Genomic DNA, 22,017 nt, shown 5'->3' with positions numbered 1-22,017 from the left:
CCGGCGGGTAGATTTACCACGGCAGAGGCGAAGGGCGTACAGAGGGAGCCCTATGACGGCGAGGATGGGGACGGGGCGGCTCGGTCCGGAGGAACGGACCGCCGCCCTGGCGCGGATGGCGGCGCAGGAACTCGACGTGGTCGTGATCGGCGGCGGGGTGGTCGGGGCGGGCGTCGCGCTCGACGCCGCGACCCGCGGGCTCTCGGTGGGGCTGGTGGAGGCGCGCGACTTCGCCTCCGGCACGTCGTCGCGGTCCTCCAAACTGATCCACGGCGGGCTCCGCTATCTGGAGCAGCTCAACTTCGACCTGGTCAGAGAGGCGTTGAGGGAACGGTCCCTGCTGCTGAGGCGGATCGCGCCGCACCTGGTCAGGCCGGTGCCGTTCCTGTTCCCGCTCACGCACCAGGGCTGGGAGCGGCCGTACATCGGTGCCGGGCTCGTCCTGTACGACACGCTGGGGCTCTCCTTCGGCCTCACCCGGGGGGTGCCCGGCCACCGTCACCTCACCCGGCGCCAGGCGCTGCGGGTCGCCCCCTCGCTGCGCAGGTCGGCGTTCACCGGGGCCGTGCAGTACTGGGACGCCCAGGTCGACGACGCCCGCTTCGTGATGACGATGCTGCGCACCGCCGCGACGTACGGCGCGCACGTCGCCTCGCGGGTGCAGGCCGTGGGGTTCCTGCGCGAGGGGGAGCGGGTCACCGGGGTGCGCGTGTGCGACCTGGAGACGGGCGCGGAGTTCGATGTGCGCGCCCGCCAGGTCGTCAACGCCACCGGCGTCTGGACCGACGACATCCAGCAGCTCGTCGGCGGCCGGGGGCAGATCCACGTGCGCGCGTCCAAGGGCATCCACCTCGTGGTGCCGCGCGACCGCATCCACTCGCTCAGCGGGCTGATCATGCGTACGGAGAAGTCCGTGCTGTTCGTCATCCCGTGGGGCCGGCACTGGATCGTCGGGACCACCGACACCCGCTGGACGCTCGACAAGGCCCACCCGGCTGCCTCCCGCACCGACATCGACTATCTGCTCGACCGGGTCAACTCAGTCCTTTCGGTGCCGCTGACCAGGGACGACGTCGAGGGCGTGTACGCCGGGCTGCGCCCGCTGCTGGCCGGGGAGTCCGAGGAGACCAGCAAGCTCTCGCGCGAGCACGTCGTCACCCACCCCGTGGCCGGGCTCGTCATGGTGGCGGGCGGCAAGTTCACGACGTACCGCGTCATGGCGGCGGACGCCGTGGACGCGGTCGCGCACGGGCTCGACCAGCGCGTCCCGCCGTCGTGCACCGACCAGGTGCCGCTCGCCGGGGCGGAGGGCTACCAGGCCCTGTGGAACTCCCGCCACCGCCTGGCGCGGTCCTCCGGGCTGCACGTGGCCCGGATCGAGCACCTGCTGGAGCGGTACGGCTCGCTGATCGACGAGGTGCTGGCGCTCGTCGAGCAGGACCCCTCGCTGGGCCGCCCGCTCGACGGCGCGGACGACTACCTGCGCGCGGAGATCGTGTACGCCGCCACGCACGAGGGCGCCGGGCACCTCAACGACGCGCTGACCCGGCGCACCCGCATCTCGATCGAGACCTTCCATCGGGGGACCGCCGTCGCCCAGGAGGCCGCCGAACTCATGGCCGGCCCGCTCGGCTGGGACGCCGATCAGGTCAAGCGGGAAGTCGAGTACTACACCAAGCGGGTCGAGGCGGAGCGGGCCTCCCAGGAGCAGGACACCGACCAGGAGGCCGACGCGATCCGCCTCGGCGCGCCGGAGATCGTCCCCGTCGCGCCTCCGCGCGACCTCGCGAAGGCGCCCGGGACCGCCTGACTTTCTCAGGAGAAGGGGATCCACGCCCGGCCGGCCCTGTCCGTGCCACGCCCGGCCGGCCCTGTCCGTGCCGCGCCGGCGAGTGCCCGACCTCGCCGATCAGGCGCGCCCGTACAGCGCCGGCAGGTCCACGAGGAGGACGGCGGGGTCCCGCGCGGCCTCGGCCCGGAGGTCGTCGTCGAAGCCGGCGCCGCTGTAGCAGGTCAGCACGGTTCCGGAGGTCTCGTAGCCCTTCGCCGACAGCAGGTCGCGGGCCCGGCGAAGGCGCTCCAGATGGCGGACACCCATGAGCTTGTCCCACTTGGCCTCGCCCAGGGACCTGACCGTCCGGGGTTCGCCGGGATAGGCGGGGCCGAGGACGGCCACGTCCACGTCGATCTGGGTCCTGGCCACGGGGTCGGCCACCGTGCCGGCCGCGACCTCGCCGATGCCGCCCTCACCGAAGTGCTCCCGGCCGTGGCGCAACGCGTACTCCCGGCAGAGCGTCTCGAAGTGCGGCCCCATCACCTTCGACAGGAAACGCTGCCGGGAGCGCCGCCAGACCTCCTCGGCGAGGCCGAGGCCGAGGTCCGACCACTCCGGACGCATGATCGCCTGGTAGAAGGTGATGAGCGGCTCCGCGATGCGGTACCGCGTCCGTCCCGACCGGAAGGCGTCCTTCTCCCTGACCAGCAGCCCGCAGTCCTCCAGCACGTTGAGCGGGTGGGCGATGTCGGAGGACCTGTACCCGATGTGGCCGGCGATGCCGCCCCAGGTGTTGTTCCCCGCCGCGACCGCGGAGAGAACGGAGTGGTAGAGGGCGGGGTCGCGGATGTCGGGCTCTTCCGCCAGCAGGTAGCGGCCTTCCCGGAAGATCGACGTCCTCCGGTCGAGGACCGTACGGACCACCCATCGGTCGAAGTCCTCGACCGACTCCGGCCGGTCGCCCTGGACGAACTCGTCCCGGTAGGCCGGGGTGCCGCCGACGATCGCGTGGAGCATCGCCGCCAGGTGCGGATCGTCCGGCACACCCCAGAACGCGGCGGCGTCCCGGTAGGGCAGCGACTGGATCACGAGCTCCAGGCGGGCCCGGCCCCGCAGCGGCGCCTGTCCGGAGAGGATCTTGCCCATGACCGACAGCGCGGAGCCGCAGATCAGCACCCGTGCGTTGCTCGTGCCTCCGTGCGTGCGGCCACGCAGGTCGATCTCCTGCTTGAGCAGGGACGGCAGGGCCGGGTTGGCCTTCATCAGGTACGGGAACTCGTCGATGATCAGTGGTTTCGGGCCGTCTTCGGCCAGCGAGAAGAAGAAGGTGAGCGCGTCCCGCCAGTCCGCGAACGGGTAACCCACCGGGGAGCCGGTGTGTCTGGCCAAGGCCATGCCGAACAGGCGGAGCAGCTCGATCTCCGTGCCTTCCGTCGCCTCGAAGTAGAAACCACCGAGGGCCTCGGCCAGGTTCTTGAGCAGGAAGGTCTTTCCCTGTCTGCGGCGGCCGCTGACGACGCCGAAGGCCACCTCTGCCTGGGTGCCGGTCGCGAAGGAGGTCAGTGCCTCCCACTCCCAGTCCCGATCGAAGATGTGTCCCGGTTTGGCTACCACAAGCGTTCACCCCGCCACTGAAATACGGTTCGCTTAACCGTATTTCAGTGACAGGGGCGCCGTCAGCCGAAGGGGATCCACGCCCGGTCGGCCAGGGTGGCGGCGTCGCTGACCTTGAGGCCGGCGCCGGAGAGGGTCCACAGGTCGTCACCGATGACGAGGGAACGGCGGATGCCCTGGCCGTCGGGGGCGAAGCCCTTCTTCGCGGCGGGCTTCGGATGGGTCACGACGCCCAGCTCGGTGATCGCCCGGTCGCCGACCCGCAGCGCGAGGGCGGCGCTCTCCGCGATCTCGCCGCCGGCCCAGCTCTGCAGCGGGAGCACGGCCAGCCCGGTGGCGGGCCAGTAGAGGAAGGCGTGCGGGTCCCACTCGGCCTCCGAGCCGGAGTCCTTCCGGTGGAACCGCGACAGCACCGCGGGCGCGGCCGGGTCGGCGACGTCGAACAGCGAGATCTGGGTGCCGAGCGCCCGGCCCGCCTCGCTCGCCTCCTGGCCGATGCCGATGAGCCGTCCCTCGCCCGCCGGGTGGAGATAGGCGGAGAAACCGGTGATCTTGAGTTCGCCCGTCACCTTCGGCGCGGCCGGATCACGCAGGTCCAGCGCGTACAGGGGGTCGGTCTGACGGAAGGTCACGACGTAGCCGAGGTCGTCCATGAACCGCACCGAGTAGATCCGCTCGCCCCTGCCGAGACCCGTCACCGAGCCGGTCGGGGCGAGCGTGCCGGCGTCGAGCACGTACACGCCGCTCTCGCTCGTGCTCGGGCTCGCGCCGAACACCTCGGCGCCGCTGGTCGTCGCCACCCGCAGACGGCCGTCGTACTCCGACAGGGAGTACTGGTTCAGCAGCCGTCCCGGCACCGAACCCGACGTGACGTAACGCGGCGCGCCGGGGCCGGAGACGTCGAAGCGGTGCACCTCCGTACGCTCGGGCGGCGCGGTGGGCGTGGGCGCGGCCTCCGAGGCTTCCGCCCCTGAGGTCTCCGGGACCGGCACCACGTCGATCGGGCGGGCCGTCCACCACTGCGGATTGCTGGTGACGTAGAGGCTGCCCGCCGTCCCGTACACCGTGTCGCCGTCGGCCGCGACCGCGATCGGTGACGTCGAACCGAACGGCGCGGCGGCGGCCAGGTCGATCGTGTGGACGGTCAGCATCGAGGTGCCGGTGAAGCTGTCGGGGTGGCTGATCCGGTCACAGCCGACCCGCTCGGTGCGGCCCGCGCCGCCGGTCTCGCCGCCGCCCGTCTCGATCTCGTACGACGGCAGCCACGCGTCGGCCGGGGCGGCCAGCACGGCCCGGCGGTTGGCGTCGAGCATCTCCCGCTCCGACGCGCCCTCCTTCGGCACCGGAAGAGCGATCTCCGGCTGGGACCGGACGACGAGCCGCACCATGGAGCCGGACTGCCGGGCGTCGACGTGCTGCCCGTGCGCGGTCATCGCGGCGAGGACGCGTGGCTCGCCGGACAGGTCCACGAGCACGTACCTCGGGCCGCCGGGACCGACCCGGGCCGCGGCCTTCGCCCCGAACGGGATCACCCCGCCCTGGAACAGCACGAGCGCGCGGTCGCCATGGACCAGCAGGTCGGCCTCGGCCCACGGCTGGTCGCCGACGACGAGCCGCAGCGTCCCGGTGACCCGCCGGGTCCGCGCGTCCACGACGCGCAACACGCCCCCGGTAACCGTGATCACCCGGTCGCCGTCGGTCTTGACCAGGTCGGGCTCGTCCACGCCCGCCTCGTGCGTGTTGGTGGTGGAGAACGACTGCTCGGGCGTCGCCTGCTTCGCCGCGCTCGCGTCCTCGCGGGCCGCGAAGAGCATGGCGTCGCCGAAGCCCCAGGGCGTCACGTTCCGCGCGGCGGCCCGGCGCAGCCCGTCCGTCATCTCGGCGCAGTCCGTGTACGAGACGAGCCGCACCTTCCCGGTCAGGTCCACCGGAGACGGCGGGGGGTCCTGCGTCGTACGGCCGCCCGCGCAGCCCGTGACTCCCGTCGCGAGCAGGGCGGCGAGCACGCCCGCCGTACGGATCGATGTCCTCATGCCCCATAGACGGATCACGTCCGGCCCCGGTTCGACGGGCCGAAACAGCTTCCTCCGGCTTGGGCCCCAAGCTATAGTCTAGGCTTATTAGGAAATTGGCTAGGAAGAGAAGGGTGGCGGGCGTATGGCACGGGCCGGGCTGACGGCGGACCGCGTGACGCTCACCGGCGCCGAACTGGCGGACGAGGTCGGGCTCGAGCACGTGACCATGTCGGCCGTGGCGCGGCGGCTCGGGGTGAAGGACGCCAGCCTCTACGCGCACGTCCGCAGCCTGGAGGACCTGCGCGGGCGGATCGCGCTGCTGGCGGCGGACGAGAAGACCGTCCGCATCGCGGCGGCGATCGCCGGGCGGGCCGGCAAGGACGCGCTGGTGGCGTACGCGAACGCCTGGCGTGAGTACGCCCGCGACCACCCGGGCCGCTACACGGCGACGCAGATCCCGATACAGATCGATCCCGAGCTCGTGGCCCGGGCCGCCGGCCCGCGACGCGCCGTCGAGCTGACCTACAGCATGCTGCGGGCCTACGCGCTGGACGAACCCGACCTGACCGACGCGGTCCGGCTGATGCGCAGCACGTTCCACGGCTTCACCAGCCTCGAGGCCGCGGGCGGGTTCGCGCACAGCCGCCCGGCGGAGGACTCCTGGGTCCGCTGTCTCGACGCCCTGCACACCCTTCTGACGCACTGGCCCCCGTCCTGACCATCGGCCCCCGTCCTGACCACCCATCCCCGTCCTGACCACCGGCCGGACGCGACGAAGGAGACCCGCATGACCAGCCCGACCATCGGCCACCTGCGCGTGGACGGGGCCACCCTGCACTACGAGGTGCGCGGCGAGGGCCCGCTCCTGCTGCTGATCCCCGGCGGCACGGGCGGCGCGGCCTCCTTCGACGGCGTCGCCGACGACCTGGCCACCGGCTACACGGTCGTGTCCTACGACCCGCGCGGCCTGTCCCGCAGCCCGCTCGACGACCCGGAGGCCGAGCAGCGGGTCGCGCAGCACGCCGACGACGCGTTCCGGCTGCTGGAACTGCTGTCCCCGGACGCGCCCGCCCGCGTGGCCGGCTGCAGTTCCGGCGCGATCGTCGCGCTGCACCTGCTGACCACCCATCCCGAGCGGGTCGGACGCGTGGTGGCACACGAGCCGCCGGTGGTGGAGGTGCTGCCGGACGCCGCCGAGCACCGGGCGCTGCTCGCCCGCGTGCGGGACACGTTCCAGCGGGAGGGGCTGATGCCCGCGGCCGCGGTGTTCGCGGCCGGCCTCAGGCGGCCCGGTGCCGACTCCGCCGACCCCGCCGACGCCGATTCCGCCGATGCAGCCGGCACAGCCGCCGTGGACGCCCCCGTCGACCCCCCGAAGCCCGCTGAGCTGCCGCCTGAGGCGGCGGCCCGGGTCGAGCGGACGATGGCCGACATGCCCTACTTCCTCGGGCGTATCGTGCCGAGCTTCATGGCCTACACCCCGGACGTGGACCGCCTGGAGGCTCTGTCCGACCGGCTCGTGCTCGCGGCCGGCGCGGACTCGGCCGGCGAGCTTCCCTACCGCCCCGCTGCCTTCCTGGCCGAGCGGTTCGGCACGCCGCTCGTCCACTTCCCCGGCGGGCACACCGGCCTCAGCACCCACCCCACCGAGTTCGGCGAGCGGCTCCGTGAGGTGCTGGACGCCTGAATCCCGCGCGAATCTTCCGCGATCACCCGCCGGTCGGTAGGCGGGTGATCGCGCGGACGGATCCGGGCGCCGGACCTCCGCCGCAGCGTGCGGGTCATTACCTACCGGTAGCCAGAGGCGGTCCTCCGGAATATTCTTCCGGCATGGGTGCCATGAATCGGCTGCTCGACGCGGCCATGGTCGAGCGGATTCTCACACACGTCTCCTCCGAGGGTAAGACGCGGGAGATCTTCGCGCCCTTCACCGGCGAGCTCCTCGCCGAGGTCCCGATCTCCGCGCCCGAGGACGTCCGCGCGGCGTACGACAGGGCCCGGGCGGCGCAGGAGGCGTGGGCGGCGCTGCCGGTCCGTGAGCGGATCAAGCCCTTCCTGCGGCTGCACGACGCGATACTCGACCGCCGCAGTGAGCTGCTCGACGTCGTGCAGTGGGAGACCGGGAAGGCGCGCCGGCACGCGTACGAGGAGCTCCTCGACGTGGCGGGCTGCGCGCTCTACTTCGCGCGGCGCGCCCCCGGCCTGCTGGAGCCGCAGGGCAGGCAGGGCATCTTCCCGATCGCCACGCGCGCGGCCGAGCTGCGTCACCCCAAGGGCGTGGTCGCGGTGATCAGCCCGTGGAACTACCCCCTGGCCCTGGGGGTGACCGACGTGGTGCCCGCGCTGATCGCGGGCAACGCCGTCGTCCACAAGCCGGACACGCAGACGCCGCTGTCCGCGCTGTGGACCATCGACCTGCTGGCCGAGCTGGGCATGCCGCGCGACATCTGGCAGGTCGTGCTGGGCGACCCGGAGGACGTCGGCGATCCGCTGCTGGACGGCGCGGACTACGTCGCGTTCACCGGCTCGACGCGCGGCGGGCGCAGGATCGCCGAGGAGGCGGCCAGGCGGCTGGTCGGCTGCTCGCTGGAGCTCGGCGGCAAGAACCCGATGGTCGTGCTGGACGACGCCGACCTCGACGTGGCCGCCCAGGGTGCGATCAGGGCCTGCTTCACCAACGCCGGGCAGCTCTGTATCGCCATGGAGCGGCTCTACGTGCACGAGTCGGTCGCCGACCCCTTCCGCGACAAGTTCGTCCGGGCGGCGGAGAACATGAAGATCGGCGCCGGTCTCGACTGGGACGTCCAGATGGGCTCGCTCACCCACCGGCGGCAGGTCGACGCGGTCTCCGCGCACGTCGCCGACGCGGTCGCCAAGGGTGCGACCGTGCTGACCGGCGGCCGGCCCCGCCCCGACCTCGGCCCGCTGTTCTACGAGCCGACGATCCTGGAGGGCGTCACCGAGGACATGGCCGTCTGCCGGGACGAGACGTTCGGGCCGGTCGTGTCGCTCTACCGCTTCAGGGACGAGGACGAGGCGGTCCACGCGGCCAACGACACGGCGTACGGGCTGAACGCGTCGATCTGGACCAGGGACGTCGCGCGGGGCCGCCGTCTCGCGGCCCGGATCAAGGCGGGGACCGTCAACATCAACGAGGGGTACGCCTCGGCGTACGCGTCCTACGACGCGCCGATGGGCGGGATGAAGTCGTCCGGCCTCGGCCGCCGCCACGGCTCGGAGGGCCTGCTGAAGTACACCGAGGTGCAGACGGTGGCCAGCCAGGCCACTTGGCTGGGCTTCGAGCCGATCCTCGGCATGACCTACGAGAGGTACGCCGACACGCTCGCCGGGCTGCTCAAGACCATGAAGCGCCTGCACCTCAAGTGAGAAAGGGCAGGGCGTTGGACTACGACGTCGCGGTGATCGGGTCGGGGTTCGGCGGGAGCGTGGCCGCGCTGCGGCTCAGCGAGAAGGGCTACACGGTCGGCGTCCTGGAGGCCGGCCGGAGGTTCGACGAGACGACCCTGCCGAAGACCTCCTGGCGGGTCAGGGACTTCCTGTGGGCCCCCGCGCTCGGGCTCAGGGGCATCCAGCGCATCCACGTCCTGCGCGGGACGAACGGCGTGATGGTGCTGGCCGGCGCCGGGGTCGGCGGCGGCTCGCTCGTCTACGCCAACACCCTCTACCAGCCGCTCGATCCGTTCTTCCGCGATCCCCAGTGGGCGCACATCACCGACTGGAAGGCCGAGCTCGGGCCGTACTACGACCAGGCCAGGCGGATGCTCGGCGTGGTGGAGAACCCGACCGTCACCGCCGCCGACGAGGTCATGCAGAAGGTCGCCGAGCGGATGGGCGTCGGCCACACCTTCCGCCTGGCCCCCGTCGGGGTGTTCTTCGGCGAGCCCGGGGCCGAGGTCGACGATCCCTACTTCGGCGGCGTGGGACCGCGCCGCCGCGGCTGCGTCGAGTGCGGCGAGTGCATGACCGGCTGCCGCCACGGCGCCAAGAACATGCTGACCAAGAACTACCTCCACCTGGCCGAGAGGGCCGGGGCGAGGGTCCACCCGGAGACCACGGTGACCGGCGTGCGCCCGATCGAGGGCGGCTACGCGATCACGGTGCGGCGGACCGGCCCGTTCGGGCGCACCCGCACCCTGACCGCCGCGCAGGTGGTCTTCGCCGCCGGGACGTACGGCACCCAGCACCTGCTGCACCGGCTCAGGGCGACCACGCTGCCGCGTATCTCCCCCCGGCTCGGCGCGCTGACCAGGACGAACTCCGAGGCCCTGCTCGGGTTCGAGCGGCCGGACACCAAGGGTGCGAAGCTCAACCGGGGCGTGGCGATCACCTCCTCGATCCACCCCGACGCCGAGACGCACATCGAGCCGGTCCGGTACGGCGACGGCTCCAACGCGATGGGCCTGTTGCGTACGCTGCTGGTCGACGGCGGCGGCCGGGCCCCGCGCTGGCTGGGGTTCCTCGGGGCGGCGCTGCGCCGCCCGCACCTGCTGCTCCGGCTGTTCAACCACCGCAGGTGGTCGGAGCGCGCGGTGATCGCCCTGGTGATGCAGGCCAAGGACAACTCGATCACGCTCTCGCTCAGGGGCGGCAGGCTCAGGGCGGGCCCGGGCCACGGCGAGCCCAACCCCACCTGGATTCCCGCGGGGCACCGGGCCGTGCGCCTCGCGGCCGAGGAGATCGGCGGCCTGCCGGGCGGCTCCTGGCTCGACCTCTTCGACATCCCGGCGACCGCGCACTTCCTCGGCGGCTGCGCGATCGGCGACTCGCCCGAGACCGGGGTCGTCGACCCCTACCACCGCGTCTACGGGTACGAGGGCCTGCACGTCGTGGACGGCTCGGCCGTCTCGGCCAACCTCGGCGTGAACCCCTCGCTGACGATCACCGCCCAGGCCGAGCGGGCGATGGCGCTGTGGCCCAACAAGGGCGAGCCCGACCCGCGTCCCGCCCCCGGCTCGCCGTACCGGCGGGTCGCGCCGGTGCGGCCGGTCAGGCCGGTGGTGCCCGCCGCCGCGCCGGGAGCCCTCCGCCTGCCGATCGCCGGCGTCACCCACGGCGGGCGCGGGCGGGGCGCGTCACCGCGCCGATAGACTGTCGTCACCGCCTCGCAGCCTTCTTGGGGGTCCCTTCCAGTGTCCGACTTCGACACCGTCCTCGTCGTGGACTTCGGCGCGCAGTACGCGCAGCTGATCGCGCGACGGGTGCGTGAGTGCCACGTCTACTCCGAGATCGTCCCTTCGACGATGCCGGTCTCCGAGATGCTGGAGAGGAAGCCCAAGGCGATCATCCTGTCCGGCGGCCCGTCGTCGGTGTACGCCGAGGGCGCTCCGCCCGTGCCGGACGGCCTGTTCGAGACCGGGGTGCCGACCTTCGGCATCTGCTACGGCTTCCAGGCCATGGCCAGGGCCCTCGGCGGCGAGGTCGCCAAGACCGGCGCCGCCGAGTTCGGCGGGACCTCACTCGAGGTCCTCAGGGAGGGCCTGCTGTTCGCCGGGCTGCCCGTGGCGCAGACCGTCTGGATGTCGCACGGCGACTCGGTGGTCGGCGCTCCGGCCGGGTTCACCGTCACCGCCGCCACCTCCGCGACCCCGGTCGCCGCGATGGAGGACCCCTCCCGCGGCCTGTACGGCGTGCAGTTCCACCCCGAGGTGCTGCACTCCGAGCACGGGCAGCAGGTGCTCAAGCACTTCCTGGAGGCGGCCGGCTGCCGCCCCTCGTGGACCATGCTCAACATCGTCGAAGACGCCGTGGAGGCCGTGCGCGCCCAGGTGGGCGACGGCCGGGCGGTCTGCGGCCTGTCGGGCGGCGTCGACTCCGCCGTGGCCGCCGCGATCGTCCAGCGGGCCATCGGCGACCGGCTGACCTGCGTCTTCGTCGACCACGGCCTGCTGCGCAAGGGCGAGGCCGAGCAGGTCGAGCGCGACTTCGTCGAGGCCACCGGCGTCAAACTGCGGGTCGTGGACGCCTCCGAGCGCTTCCTCAAGGCCCTGTCGGGCGTGACCGACCCCGAGGAGAAGCGCAAGATCATCGGCCGGGAGTTCATCCGGGTCTTCGAGGACGAGGCCCGCGCGATCATCGCCGACGGGCCGGTGGACTTCCTCGTCCAGGGCACCCTCTATCCGGACGTCGTGGAGTCGGGCGGCGGCACCGGAACCGCCAACATCAAGTCCCACCACAACGTCGGCGGGCTCCCCGACGACCTGAAGTTCCAGCTGGTCGAGCCGTTGCGCACGCTGTTCAAGGACGAGGTGCGGCGGGCCGGCGAGGAGCTCGGCCTGCCTCCGGCGATGGTCTGGCGACAGCCGTTCCCCGGGCCCGGCCTCGGCATCCGGATCATCGGCGAGGTCACCCGCGAGCGCCTCGACCTGCTGCGCGAGGCCGACGCCATCGCCCGTGAGGAGCTGACCCGCGCCGGTCTCGACCGCGACATCTGGCAGTGCCCGGTCGTGCTGCTGGCCGACGTCCGCTCGGTCGGCGTGCAGGGCGACGGCCGCACCTACGGCCATCCGGTCGTCCTGCGCCCGGTGACCTCCGAGGACGCGATGACCGCCGACTGGTCGCGGGTGCCGTACGACGTGCTGGCCCGCATCTCCACCCGGATCACCAACGAGGTGCGGGAGGTCAACCGGGTGGTGCTCGACGTGACGAGCAAGCCACCGGGCACCATTGAATGGGAGTGACCGGTAATAACCGGTGTGAATCCGGCGCGGCCGGATAGTGTGGCGCGGTGACTGCCACAGAGCGCGAGACCCCGCGGCCCGGCACCACGCCACCGCTGCACCCTGCGCAACGCCCTGCCGAACAGGCCGCCGAACGCCCTGCCGGGGCCGGTCGGCTGGCCTGGCTGGACGCGCTGCGCGGGATCGGGGCGATGGCGGTGGTCGCCGAGCACGCGCTGCCCTGGGTGATGCCGTCGCTCCGCCCCTACTGGTTCAGCCTCGGCATGTACGGCGTGCTGGTCTTCTTCCTGGTCAGCGGGTACATCATCCCCGCATCCCTGGAGAAGAGGGGCGACGTGGGCGCGTTCTGGATCAGCCGGGTCTTCCGCCTCTATCCGCTCTATCTGCTGGTGATCGCCGTCGTGCTGGTCATGGCGATCTGGGTGCCGGTGCGCCAGGAGGTGCCCCGCCACCCCTCGGCCGTGGCGGCGCACCTGAGCATGCTGCTCGACGTCGTCCACGTCGGCGCCGTCGCCGACCCGATGTGGACGCTGTCGTACGAGATGGTGTTCTACCTGCTGGTGACCGCGTTGTTCGCGGGCGGGATGCACCGGCGCAGCGGGGCGCTGGCGATCGTCTTCGGGGTGGTCGCGGTCGTCGCCGGACTGGTGCTCTCGGCGCCGCTGCTGCCGGGTCACTGGCCGGCCGTCGCGGGCTGCGTGGTCTTCGTCGCGGGCCTGGCCTGCCTGATCATCGGCCGGTTCCGCACGGCCGCGGCGTACGCGCTGGGCCTGATGGCGCTCGTGCTGCTGCTGTTCGGCAGCTTCGTGCCGTGGTTCGGCGCGGCCATCCTCGCGGTGATGTTCACGGGGACCGCGCTGTACCGCTGGGAGCGGGGCACGGCCGGGCTCGGCCCGGTCGTGGCCGCGGCGGTCCTCGTGGCCGCCGCGCCCGTGTGGTCGGTGCAGGCCGGCTGGTGGTGGGTGCAGCCCGACGTGTGGATCACCACGATCGTGCTCGCCGGGGTGACGTTCGCGATCGGCATGGCGCTGCGCGGCAGACGCGTACCCGGTGTGCTGACCTGGCTCGGCCTGATCAGCTATTCGGTGTACCTGCTGCACCATCCGCTGCTGAGGTATCTCAACGCGCTCGTCGGGGACCTGAAGTCGGTGACCGACCCCGGCCGGGCGGCGATCACGCTCGGCTACCTCGCCGGGACGCTCACGCTGAGCTGGCTGACCTACCGTTTCGTGGAGTCGCCGGCCCAGCGCCTGGGCCGGCGGTTCACTCGACGGTCATCGTCATCGAGTCACGCGTCGGGTCGGGATATACCTGTCCCGGGATGAGCTCCTCGCCCTCCAGCAGGGTGGACACGGTCACGAAGTGGTAGCCCTGCGCGGTCAGCTCCTTGAGCACCTTCGGCATCGACTCCACGGTCTCCTTGACCGTCTCGTGCATCAGGACGACCTCGCCCTCCCCGGCGATCTCCAGGGCGCGTGAGGTGAGGAACTCCACGTTCCGGTAGTCCTTGATGTAGTCCTTCGTGGCGGTCGTGCCCGGGATCTGGATGAGCCCGAACTTGGCGGTGAGCTCCTCGACGCCGCCGTTGCGCAGCCCGCCGGGCGCGCGGAAGACCACCGGCGCCTTCCCGGTCGTCTTCGTGATCAACCGCTGGGTGTCGCCGATCTTCTTGTTGATCTCGGCGTACGTGAGCTCGGTCAGATACCTGCCGTCCCACGAGTGGTTGCCGATCTCGTGACCGGCCTTGGCGATGGCCTGGGTGAGCTTCGGGTGCTTCTTCACCTCGGAGCCGATCAGGAAGAACGTGGCCTTCGCCTTGTACGTGGCGAGGGTCTTCAGCAGTGTCTGGTTGTACTGCCCCGGACCATCGTCGAAGGTCAGGGCGATGCACTTGTGGGTCGCGCAGAACGGCTCACGGGCCGCGCGAGCGTGGGCGTGGGCGGGGAGGGCGGCGGCCGTCGCGAGGGCGCACGCGACCGCGAGGGGGATCAGACGACGTACGGCCATGGGGGTACTCCTCGGGAATCTACAACGCGGCATCGTAACGCGTCTCGTGCCACTTCCTCCGTTGCAGTCCGATTACGTCTCGTGTGAGAACCCCGCGCCGGGACCCGGCGGGAGGATTAAACCTTCGGCCAAGGAAGGGACTAAGGCGGCACCCGCACGGGTGCGGTTCGCGATGCTGGGCCGGTCGGATGAGGAACCGCGCAGCGTGAGGAGGGCGGGTGAGGCGAGCCGCCACCCGGTCGGCGTGGGGGACGTGGATCGGGTTCGAATCCTGTCCGTCGCTGCTCGGCCGCCTCGTCGAGGGCTTCTCCGGCCCGTGGACGCCGCTGGAGCATCTTCCCGTCCCCGCGCCCGCGCCGGAGACCGTGCCCGCACAGGAGACGGCGTCCCTGCGGGAGGCAGCGTCCGTGCGGGGGACGGTGCCCGTGCCGGAGACCGCGCCCTCCCAGCAGACGGCGTCCCTGCCGGAGAGCGCGTCCGTGCGGGGGCCAGCGTTCGTGCGGGGGCCAGCGTTCGTGCGGGAGACAGCGTTCGTGCGGGAGACGGTGTCCGTGCCGGAGACCGGGCCCGTGCGGGAGACGGGATGCGTGGTGCTCGCGGCACGGTCCCCGGCCGACCTGCGCAGGGCCGTGCCGCTGCGGGTCCTGCTGCCGCGGGCGCCGCGCGTGCGGATCGCCGTGGCGGACGTGCCGCCCTGGGCGGGCCGGCCGCTGCCGGCCGCCGGGCAGGCCCCCTGCTGGCGCCTGCTGACCGGGCTGCGGGTCGCCCGCCGCGGGCGCGGCTGGCACCTGGAGGCCGCCTTCTCCGAGCCCGTCGACGCCGGGGAAATTCTGGCCCACGTCGCGTACGGCCTCTTCGGCGCGGCCGGCACCACCACGCCCGTGGCCGGGCTGGCGGGCGCGGACGCGGCCGACTGGCGGCCCGGCGACGCCAACGCCACCCTCGCGCCCGCTGACGGCCCGGTGCCGGACCGCCGCGACGCCCCCGGCTGCGATGTGCTGGTGCGCGCCGGCGCGTCCCGCGTCCCACCGGTGGACGAGGCCGTCGTCAACCCGATCGGGTTCCGGCCGCACCCCGAGGAAGGAGTCGCGGAGCTCACGCCGCACCGGGACGGGTTCGCCGTCACCTGCGGCCCCACCACTCTCGTACGGCTGCCGCCCGGCGGGCGCGTCACGGACGTGGACGTCGCCCGCCTGCGCGACGTCCGGGGGGTCGCGGTGCCGGCCGCCTCTGCCGGACCCGCGTCCGCCGGGCCCGCGCCGGTCGTGGCGCGCGTCGTGGCCGCGCTGGCGGCCGCCGGGATCCCGGTGCTCACCGAGCCCGACCCGGCGCGTGACGAGGCGCTGGGCCCCCCGCTCACCGCCGCCCTCGCCGCCGTGACCCCCGAGGCGCTCGCGTCCGACCTGCGCCGGGAGGAGATCAGCATCCGGCTGCGCAGGACCGCGCTGCGCGAGCACGGCTCGGTCGCGTGCTGGCGGCGGCTCGCCGCGGACGCCGGCCTGTCCGGGCCGCCGGCACCACGGGTGTCGATCCTGCTCTGCACCCGCCGCCCGGAGATGCTCCCGTTCGCGTTCGAGCAGATGGAGCGCCAGCGCGGCGTGACGGCCGAACTGATCGTGGGGCTCCACGGCTTCACCGCGCGGGAGGCGCCGCTTCCCCGTACGCCGCTGCCGGTCACCGTGATCGAGGCGCCCGCGACGACGCCGTTCGGCGAGGTCCTGAACCGGATGGCGGCCGCCGCGTCCGGGTCGTACCTCGCGAAGGTGGACGACGACGACTGGTACGGCCCCGACCACCTCGCCGATCTCCTGCTCGCCCGGCTCTACAGCGGCGCCGACCTGGTCGGGTCGGCCGCGGAGTTCGTCTACCTGGAGCAACTCGACGTGACGATCAGGCGGTGCATCGGCACCGAGCGCTTCGCGCCGCTGGTGGCCGGGGGGACGATGCTGGTCACCCGGGCCGCGTTCGAGGCGGCCGGCGGCTTCCGGCCGCTGCCGAGGACGGTCGACGGCCAGCTTCTGCAGGCCGTCGAGGCGGCGGGCGGCCGGATCTACCGCACCCACGGGTTCGGCTACGTACTGCGCCGCCGCAGCGCGTACGGCCACACCTGGCGCCAGCCGGTGCAGTCGTTCCTCGCGTCCTACCAGGAGCAGTGGCGCGGGCTGGTCTTCAACGGACTCATGAAGGACGGTGCCCAATGGCGGGTGGAGGTGAGGACGTGACGGGGGGCGTGCGCATCCCGCTCAACGACTACGGGGTGCTCGGGCAGCCGCCGGCGCCGGGGGAGTGGACCCCCACGCTCACGGTGAGCGTGGTCATCCCCGCCCACCACGCGGAGCACACGCTGCCGCTGACCCTGGCGAGCCTGGCCCGGCAGACCTACCCGGCCCACCTGACGGAGGTCGTGGTGGTGGACGATGGCGAGCGGCCCGCGCCGCCGCCATCCGTCCCGTCCGCTGAGCCGTCCACCGGGCCCTCCACCGCGCCCTGCGCTGTGCCCTCGCCCGACGCCTGGCCCTCGCCCGACGCCTGGCCCGTGTCCTCCGCCTGGCCGGTGCCGGAGCGGCTGCGGGTGGTCCGCCCGCGCGACGGGGCGTGGGGGAGGGCGAGCGCCTGCGCGGCCGGGGCCGAGGCGGCCGAGGGCCAGGTGATCCTCTATCTCGACGCCGACCTCGTGCTGTTCCCCGAGCACGTCGAGGCCCAGATGCGCTGGCACCACCTCGCGGACCACCTGGTCGTGCTCGGGCACCTGAGGTTCGTGCCGGGCCTGGACGAGATCCCGGCGAGCGAGGTGCTCGCCGCCGTCGAGGCGGGCACGGTGGACAAGCTGTTCGCCGAGGAGGACACCACCCCGCAGTGGACCGAGGGGCGCTGGGACCAGACCGACGACCTGCGCGCGGCGGGCTTCACCGCCTTCTCCGTCATGGTCGGGGCCACGGCGTCGCTGCCCGCGGCGCTGCTGCGGGCCGCCGGGGGTCTGGACGCGTCGCTCGTCCTCGGGGAGGACACCGAACTGGGCTACCGGCTCGCCCAGGCGGGGGCCGTCTTCGTGCCCGACCGCCGGGCCAGGTGCTGGCACCTCGGCCGCTCGACGGTGATGCGCCGCGAGCCGGAGGTGAAGCGGCACAACTGGCCCTACCTGGCCGAACGCGTGCCCGTCTTCCGCTGGCTGCGCAGGCATCCCCACCGCACCTACCTCGTGCCGTACGTCGAGGTCGTGGTCGACGCGGAGGACGCCTCGTTCGAGGAGGTCAGGGCGACGGTCGACGGCGTGCTCGCGGGGCGCCTGCCGGATGTGCGGGTGACCGTGACCGGGCCGTGGGGCCGGCTCCGCGGCGGGCGGCGGGACCCCCTCGGGGACCCGTCGCTCGACCTGCGCCTGATGCTGGCCTGCTACGAGGGCGAGCCCCGGGTCCGGTTCCGGGAGACAGTGCCGGACGACTGCTTCCCGGTGCCGTTCCGCTTCCACTGCCCGCCGGGCTGGGTCCCGTCGCGCGGCACCATCGGGGCGGTCGTCAAGCACGCCGACCGGCAGCGGCTGGGGATCGTCTCCCTCGCCCTGGACGAACGGGAGGACGGCGAGGTCGTCCACGCCCGGCTGGAGCGCACGGCCGCCGTCACCCGCGCCCGCCGCTGCGCCCGGCCGGGAGACGACCTCGACGACCTCATCCACGAGATGTTCGGCACGGTGTGGGACGCCGGCGACAAGTGGGGGCTCCTGCCCGCGGAGAGCGTGGCGAGTGCGGGGAGCGCCGATGGCGTCGGTGGTGCCGGGAGCACGGGGAAGGCCGGGGGCGCCGCCCCACCTGGTCCGGGCCGCGCCTGGACGGGTGGGTCCGGTCGTTCCGGGTCGGGCCGTTCGGGGTCGGGCCCTTCCGGGTCCGAAGGTTCCTGGGCCGGTCGTCTCGGGCTCCGCCGTTCCGGCTCCCGTCGTTTCGGGGCCCGTCGTTTTGGGGCACGGCCGCTGCGCCGCACCGCCCGCCTGCTGCGCCGGCGCCTGCGCGCCCTCGTGCGAAAGGACCGCCCGTGCCCCGCATCAGTGTGATCGTCCCGATCTACGACGTGGAACCGTACCTCGCCGCCTGCCTGGCCTCGGTCGCCGCGCAGACCTGGGAGGACGTCGAGGTCGTCATGGTCGACGACGGATCGCCCGACGGCAGCGCCGGCATCGCCGCCGGATTCGCCGCGAGGGACGCGCGGTTCCGGCTGGTCCGGCAGGCCAACGCCGGGCTCGGCGCGGCACGCAACACGGGGGTGCGCCACGCGACCGGGGACCACCTCATGTTCCTCGACAGCGACGACCTGCTGCCCGCGCACGCCCTCGAATACCTCCTGGCGTCCCTGGAGCGGACCGGGTCCGACCTCGCCACCGGCAACGTGCTGCGGCTGGACGGCCGGGGCGCCCGCCAGTCGGCCATGCACCGGCCCGTCTTCGCCGACGCGGCGGACGCCACCCACATCACGCGCAGGCACGCGCTGCTGCGCGACCGGCTGGTCACCAACAAGCTCTGGCGCCGGTCGTTCTGGGACGCCCACGGCTTCGCCTTTCCCGAGGGCGTGCTGTACGAGGACATCGCGGTGGCGTTGCGCGCCCACTTCCTGGCGCGGTCGGTCGACGTGCTGCCCGCCCCGGTCTACCTCTGGCGGCGGCGCGAGGCCGGCGGTCCCTCGGCGGTTCCTTCGGCCGCCCCTTCGATCACGCAGGACAAGACCCGGGCCGGGCATCTGGAGGGCCGGTTCGCCGCCGTCACCGAGGTGCGCCGTTTCCTGAGCGAGCACAACTTCACCGCGCACATCCACGCCTGGGACCACGCCGTTCTCGACGCCGACCTGACGAACTTCCTGGACGTGCTCGACCAGGGGTCCCCCGCCTTCCAGGACCACTTCCTCGACCTCGCCGGCCGCTATCTCGACGAGGTGGCGCAGTGCGTCCTCGACGACCTGCCCGCCCTGCGGCGGGTGGAGTGGCACTTGGTCCGGGAACGCCGCCTGGCCGACCTGCTGGACGTCCTCGCCTGGGACCGGGAGGTGGAGCCCGACCGGCGGCTCGTCCGCAGGATGGGCGGTTACCACCTGAACGTCCCCCTCACGCGCGACTCCGCGCGCGACTCAGAGCGTGACTCTGTGCGTGACTCTGTGCGCGACTCCGCGCGCGTCATCCCGGCCGCCGTCACCAGGGCCAGGGACGAACTCGTCCCCCGGCACCGCATCGACGCGATCCGGTGGGAGGACGGCGCGCTCGTGGTCGAGGGCCGCACGGCTCCGCCGTACCTCCGTCCGACCCGGCGCATCCACCAGCAGGTCTTCGCCGCGCTCGTCCACGAACGGACCGGCCGCCGGATCCGGGTCCCGGCCGCCGTCACCAGGGCCCGGGTGTCGGCGAAGGGCGCGGAACGGGACTGGGGCGGTTTCCGGATCACGATCGACCCCGCGGCGCTCGCCCGGCCCGGCAGGCTCGGACGGTGGCACGTCGAGCTCCGGGTCCTCCATCGGGGCGTCGTACGGCGCGGGCGGCTGTCCGATCCGCGCGCCGCCGCGGCCATGGCGGAGGAGGCGGGTTACCGGAGCGCCAACTCCGACCACTACGTCGCCCCGCTGCTCGGCGAGACGGGCGACCTGGTCCTGCGCGCCGGACGGGAGACCGCTCGGGTGGTCACCGGCGAGGTACGCGACGGCCGCCTGCGGCTGGTGGGACACGTCGTCAACGACCTCGGCCCGTGCCCGGTGCTCCAGGTCACCCGGCGCCCCGGAGGCGTTCCCCGCACGTACCCCGTGAACGTCGACCGGCGCACGTTCGAGGCCGTGGTCGATCTACGCGACCTGCTGCCCGCGTCCCGCCATGCGGTGCCGCCGGAGGTCGCCGTGCCGTACACGTGCTGGGAGGTCGAGGTGCGGGCCGCGGGAGGTGAGGCGACGCCGGTGACCGTCGCCGACGACGTGCCCCTCGGCCGGTACGGCCTGGCCGGCCGGGAGATCGTCGTGTTCCGTGACCGGACCGGCGGCCTGGTGCTGCGCGACCAGCCCATGGCGGCCTACGCCGACCTCGCCGAGTGGCTGCCCGCCGGGCGAGGAGGAGGGGGCGAACTGCTCGTCGAGGGCGGGTTCGCCGTGCCGCACGAGGTGTCCGCGCTGGTGGTGACCGCGCTCGACCCCGTACTCACCGGGTACGGCGAGTGGTCGCTGCCGATCGAGGGCTCCGGAACCCGGTTCCGCGCGCGGCTCACGCCCGAGGAGGTCGCCGGCCCGGCCGGGCGGCTGCCGCTGCCACGCGGGCGGTACGCGCTGTCGGTCCGCGCCCGCCCGGTTCCGGACCCCCAGGCGTCGGCCGGGGCCTCCGGACGGCCGGGTTCGCCGGAGCCGCTGGGGCCACTTGCGCCGGTCGTGCCGGTCGTGCCGCTGAGGCCGATCGCGCCCCTGGAACCGACAGCGCCTGGGGAGCCGCTGGGGCCGATCGAGCGGGCCGAGCCGGTGGACCTGCCGCTGGAGTTCGACACCGACGTGCCGGCGATCCACCAGACGGCCCGCCGTACGTTCGGGATCGTCGTGCCGGGTCCGGGCCGCGCCGTACTGACGGTCAGCGGCGACCTTACCGCCGACGAGCGGGGGAAGAAGGCCCAGCGGACGCTGCGCACGCGGACGTACCCGCAGATGCGGGGACGGCCGCTGCGGGAGGCCGTCCTGTTCGAAGGAGGAGGCGGCACGCGTTTCGGCGGCAGCCCGAGGGCGGTGTGCGAGGAACTGCGGCGGCGCGGGACGGACCTGCCGTTGCTGTGGAGCGTGCGGGACGGTCAGGTCGCCCTCCCGGACGACGTCGAACCGGTCCGGACGCTGGGACGGGAGCACTACGAGGCCCTCGCCCGGTGCCGCTACATCGTCACCGACGCGCCGTTGCCCGCCTGGTTCGAGCGCAGGCCGGGTCAGGTGGTGGTCCAGACCTGGCAGGGCCCGGTGACCGCACTCGCTCTCGCCACCCCCGCCGCCGCGCCCCTCGCCATGCCCGCCGCCGGGCGACCGCCCGGCGCCGTGAGTTGCGCGGCCGACGCCGGGGACGGCGTCGCGGGCGCCGGACGGAGGGCCTGTGCCGACGACTCCGTGGCTACTCCGGGGGACGGCGTCGCGGGTCACGCGACCGGATGGCCGCAAGGCACGGAGGACGGCCCCGGAGGTGACTTCGGGGCGGACCAGTGGACCCACCTCGTCAGCCCGGGTCCCTGGTGGACGCCCTGGCTGCGGCGGACGTCCGGCTTCGAGGGGGAGGTCCTGGAGACCGGCCTGCCGGGTGACGACCTGCTGGCCGGCCCCGGAGCCCGCGAACGCGCCGCCGAGGTGCGGTGCCGTCTCGGCCTGCGGGAGGGTTGTACGGCCGTGCTGTACGTGCCGGGGGAGCACGTCGCGCTCGACCCCGCCCGCCTCGCCGCCGCCCTTCCGGACGACTGCGTACTGCTGGTCCGCGGGCCGTCGCCGGCCGCCGCCCGGCCCTTCGCCCGTTCTCACGCGCGCTCCTCGGGTGGCTCTCCCATCGGGTCCTCCGGTGGGGCCACCGATCCCGGACGGAGGTCGTGGGGAGGGGCAGGCGGTGTCGTGGACGTCACCGGCCATCCGGATCCGCAGGAGTTGTTCCTCGCCGCCGACGTCCTGGTGACCGGGGACGTCGCGGCGATGGTCGAGTTCGCGGTCACGGGGCGTCCCATGCTCCTCCACCCCGGCGCGCCACACGACCTGTGCCTCCATCCGGAGGCGCCGGGCCCGACGCTGCGCGGCGCCGACGAGGTGGCCGAGGCGCTCACCCGCCTGGACGAGATCGCCGACAAGCACCGGGACGCGCTCGGCGCGTTCCTCCGCAGGTACCGTCCCGCGATCGACGGGCACGCCGCCGCCCGGCTCGTGGACCTCGTGCTCCGCTGAGCCC

General features: G+C 73.4%; 13 protein-coding genes. 10 read left to right on the top strand and 3 right to left on the bottom strand.

Annotation, left to right across the window (positions count from 1 at the left end):
• Nucleotides 1-52 precede the first annotated feature (52 nt).
• Nucleotides 53-1,810 (top strand): glycerol-3-phosphate dehydrogenase/oxidase, encoded by a 1,758-nt coding sequence (locus tag HHX33_RS08085; RefSeq protein ID WP_182874057.1) that lies wholly within the window; start codon nucleotides 53-55, stop codon nucleotides 1,808-1,810.
• A gap of 99 nt (nucleotides 1,811-1,909) precedes the next feature.
• Here the strand turns inward: HHX33_RS08085 and HHX33_RS08080 are convergent, their stop codons facing one another.
• Together HHX33_RS08080 and HHX33_RS08075 are read right to left on the bottom strand one after the other, a co-directional pair.
• Entirely contained in the window at nucleotides 1,910-3,388 is a 1,479-nt protein-coding gene (locus HHX33_RS08080; protein WP_182874056.1) for an AAA family ATPase, read from the bottom strand.
• 62 nt (nucleotides 3,389-3,450) lie between these two features.
• The gene (locus HHX33_RS08075; RefSeq protein ID WP_182874055.1) at nucleotides 3,451-5,421 is read right to left on the bottom strand and encodes a beta-propeller domain-containing protein; all 1,971 of its coding nucleotides are present in this window, start codon (nucleotides 5,419-5,421) and stop codon (nucleotides 3,451-3,453) included.
• A gap of 124 nt (nucleotides 5,422-5,545) precedes the next feature.
• Between HHX33_RS08075 and HHX33_RS08070 the strand changes: the two genes are divergently transcribed.
• The 6 genes from HHX33_RS08070 (at nucleotide 5,546) to HHX33_RS08045 (ending at nucleotide 13,426) form a co-directional block, all read left to right on the top strand.
• Nucleotides 5,546-6,121: a TetR/AcrR family transcriptional regulator gene (locus HHX33_RS08070; RefSeq protein ID WP_182874054.1), complete on the top strand. Its 576-nt coding sequence runs from the start codon at nucleotides 5,546-5,548 to the stop codon at nucleotides 6,119-6,121.
• Between the two features lie 69 nt (nucleotides 6,122-6,190).
• The gene (locus HHX33_RS08065) at nucleotides 6,191-7,090 is read left to right on the top strand and encodes an alpha/beta fold hydrolase (RefSeq protein ID WP_182874053.1); all 900 of its coding nucleotides are present in this window, start codon (nucleotides 6,191-6,193) and stop codon (nucleotides 7,088-7,090) included.
• A 143-nt stretch (nucleotides 7,091-7,233) separates the two neighbouring features.
• Nucleotides 7,234-8,790, top strand: coding sequence for a succinic semialdehyde dehydrogenase (locus tag HHX33_RS08060; protein WP_182874052.1), 1,557 nt, complete (start codon nucleotides 7,234-7,236; stop codon nucleotides 8,788-8,790).
• Nucleotides 8,787-10,511 carry a GMC family oxidoreductase gene (locus HHX33_RS08055; RefSeq protein ID WP_310741268.1) on the top strand — a complete coding sequence of 575 codons (1,725 nt, stop codon included), beginning with the start codon at nucleotides 8,787-8,789 and terminating at the stop codon, nucleotides 10,509-10,511. The genes HHX33_RS08060 and HHX33_RS08055 overlap by 4 nt, the downstream gene beginning before the upstream one ends.
• Before the next feature lie 42 nt (nucleotides 10,512-10,553).
• Complete coding sequence (gene guaA, locus HHX33_RS08050; protein WP_182874051.1) at nucleotides 10,554-12,101, top strand: glutamine-hydrolyzing GMP synthase; 1,548 nt, start codon at nucleotides 10,554-10,556, stop codon at nucleotides 12,099-12,101.
• Between the two features lie 47 nt (nucleotides 12,102-12,148).
• Nucleotides 12,149-13,426, top strand: a complete 1,278-nt coding sequence (locus tag HHX33_RS08045) for an acyltransferase (protein WP_310741267.1) — start codon at nucleotides 12,149-12,151, stop codon at nucleotides 13,424-13,426.
• Here HHX33_RS08045 and HHX33_RS08040 read toward each other — a convergent pair.
• Entirely contained in the window at nucleotides 13,365-14,108 is a 744-nt protein-coding gene (locus tag HHX33_RS08040) for a polysaccharide deacetylase family protein (protein WP_182874050.1), read from the bottom strand. The two genes, HHX33_RS08045 and HHX33_RS08040, sit on opposite strands and share 62 nt — an antisense overlap.
• Nucleotides 14,109-14,326: 218 nt before the next feature.
• On the opposite strand from HHX33_RS08040, the gene HHX33_RS08035 reads away from it, so the two are divergent.
• Genes HHX33_RS08035 through HHX33_RS08025 form a run of 3 tightly spaced genes read left to right on the top strand, consistent with a single transcriptional unit; the run spans nucleotide 14,327 to nucleotide 22,013 of the window.
• Nucleotides 14,327-16,330, top strand: a complete 2,004-nt coding sequence (locus tag HHX33_RS08035; protein ID WP_182874049.1) for a glycosyl transferase family 2 — start codon at nucleotides 14,327-14,329, stop codon at nucleotides 16,328-16,330.
• Nucleotides 16,327-18,153 carry a glycosyltransferase gene (locus HHX33_RS34940; protein ID WP_310741266.1) on the top strand — a complete coding sequence of 609 codons (1,827 nt, stop codon included), beginning with the start codon at nucleotides 16,327-16,329 and terminating at the stop codon, nucleotides 18,151-18,153. The genes HHX33_RS08035 and HHX33_RS34940 overlap by 4 nt, the downstream gene beginning before the upstream one ends.
• Nucleotides 18,135-22,013, top strand: a complete 3,879-nt coding sequence (locus HHX33_RS08025) for a bifunctional glycosyltransferase/CDP-glycerol:glycerophosphate glycerophosphotransferase (protein WP_182874048.1) — start codon at nucleotides 18,135-18,137, stop codon at nucleotides 22,011-22,013. Before HHX33_RS34940 ends, HHX33_RS08025 begins: the two co-directional genes overlap by 19 nt.
• Nucleotides 22,014-22,017: the final 4 nt, after the last annotated feature.

This window comes from Microbispora sp. H10670 (assembly GCF_014161385.1).
Classification (GTDB): domain Bacteria; phylum Actinomycetota; class Actinomycetes; order Streptosporangiales; family Streptosporangiaceae; genus Microbispora; species Microbispora triticiradicis.
The sequence above is the reverse complement of the archived record's forward strand: the minus strand, read 5'-3'. Positions and strand labels throughout refer to the sequence as shown.

What these genes read in the sequence shown, in the direction of transcription:
- HHX33_RS08040 (WP_182874050.1), bottom strand. Translation starts at nt 14,108, where the DNA reads ATGGCCGTACGTCGTCTGATCCCCCTCGCGGTCGCGTGCGCCCTCGCG.
- HHX33_RS08065 (WP_182874053.1), top strand. Translation starts at nt 6,191, where the DNA reads ATGACCAGCCCGACCATCGGCCACCTGCGCGTGGACGGGGCCACCCTG.
- HHX33_RS08085 (WP_182874057.1), top strand. Translation starts at nt 53, where the DNA reads ATGACGGCGAGGATGGGGACGGGGCGGCTCGGTCCGGAGGAACGGACC.
- HHX33_RS08075 (WP_182874055.1), bottom strand. Translation starts at nt 5,421, where the DNA reads ATGAGGACATCGATCCGTACGGCGGGCGTGCTCGCCGCCCTGCTCGCG.
- HHX33_RS08060 (WP_182874052.1), top strand. Translation starts at nt 7,234, where the DNA reads ATGGGTGCCATGAATCGGCTGCTCGACGCGGCCATGGTCGAGCGGATT.
- HHX33_RS08070 (WP_182874054.1), top strand. Translation starts at nt 5,546, where the DNA reads ATGGCACGGGCCGGGCTGACGGCGGACCGCGTGACGCTCACCGGCGCC.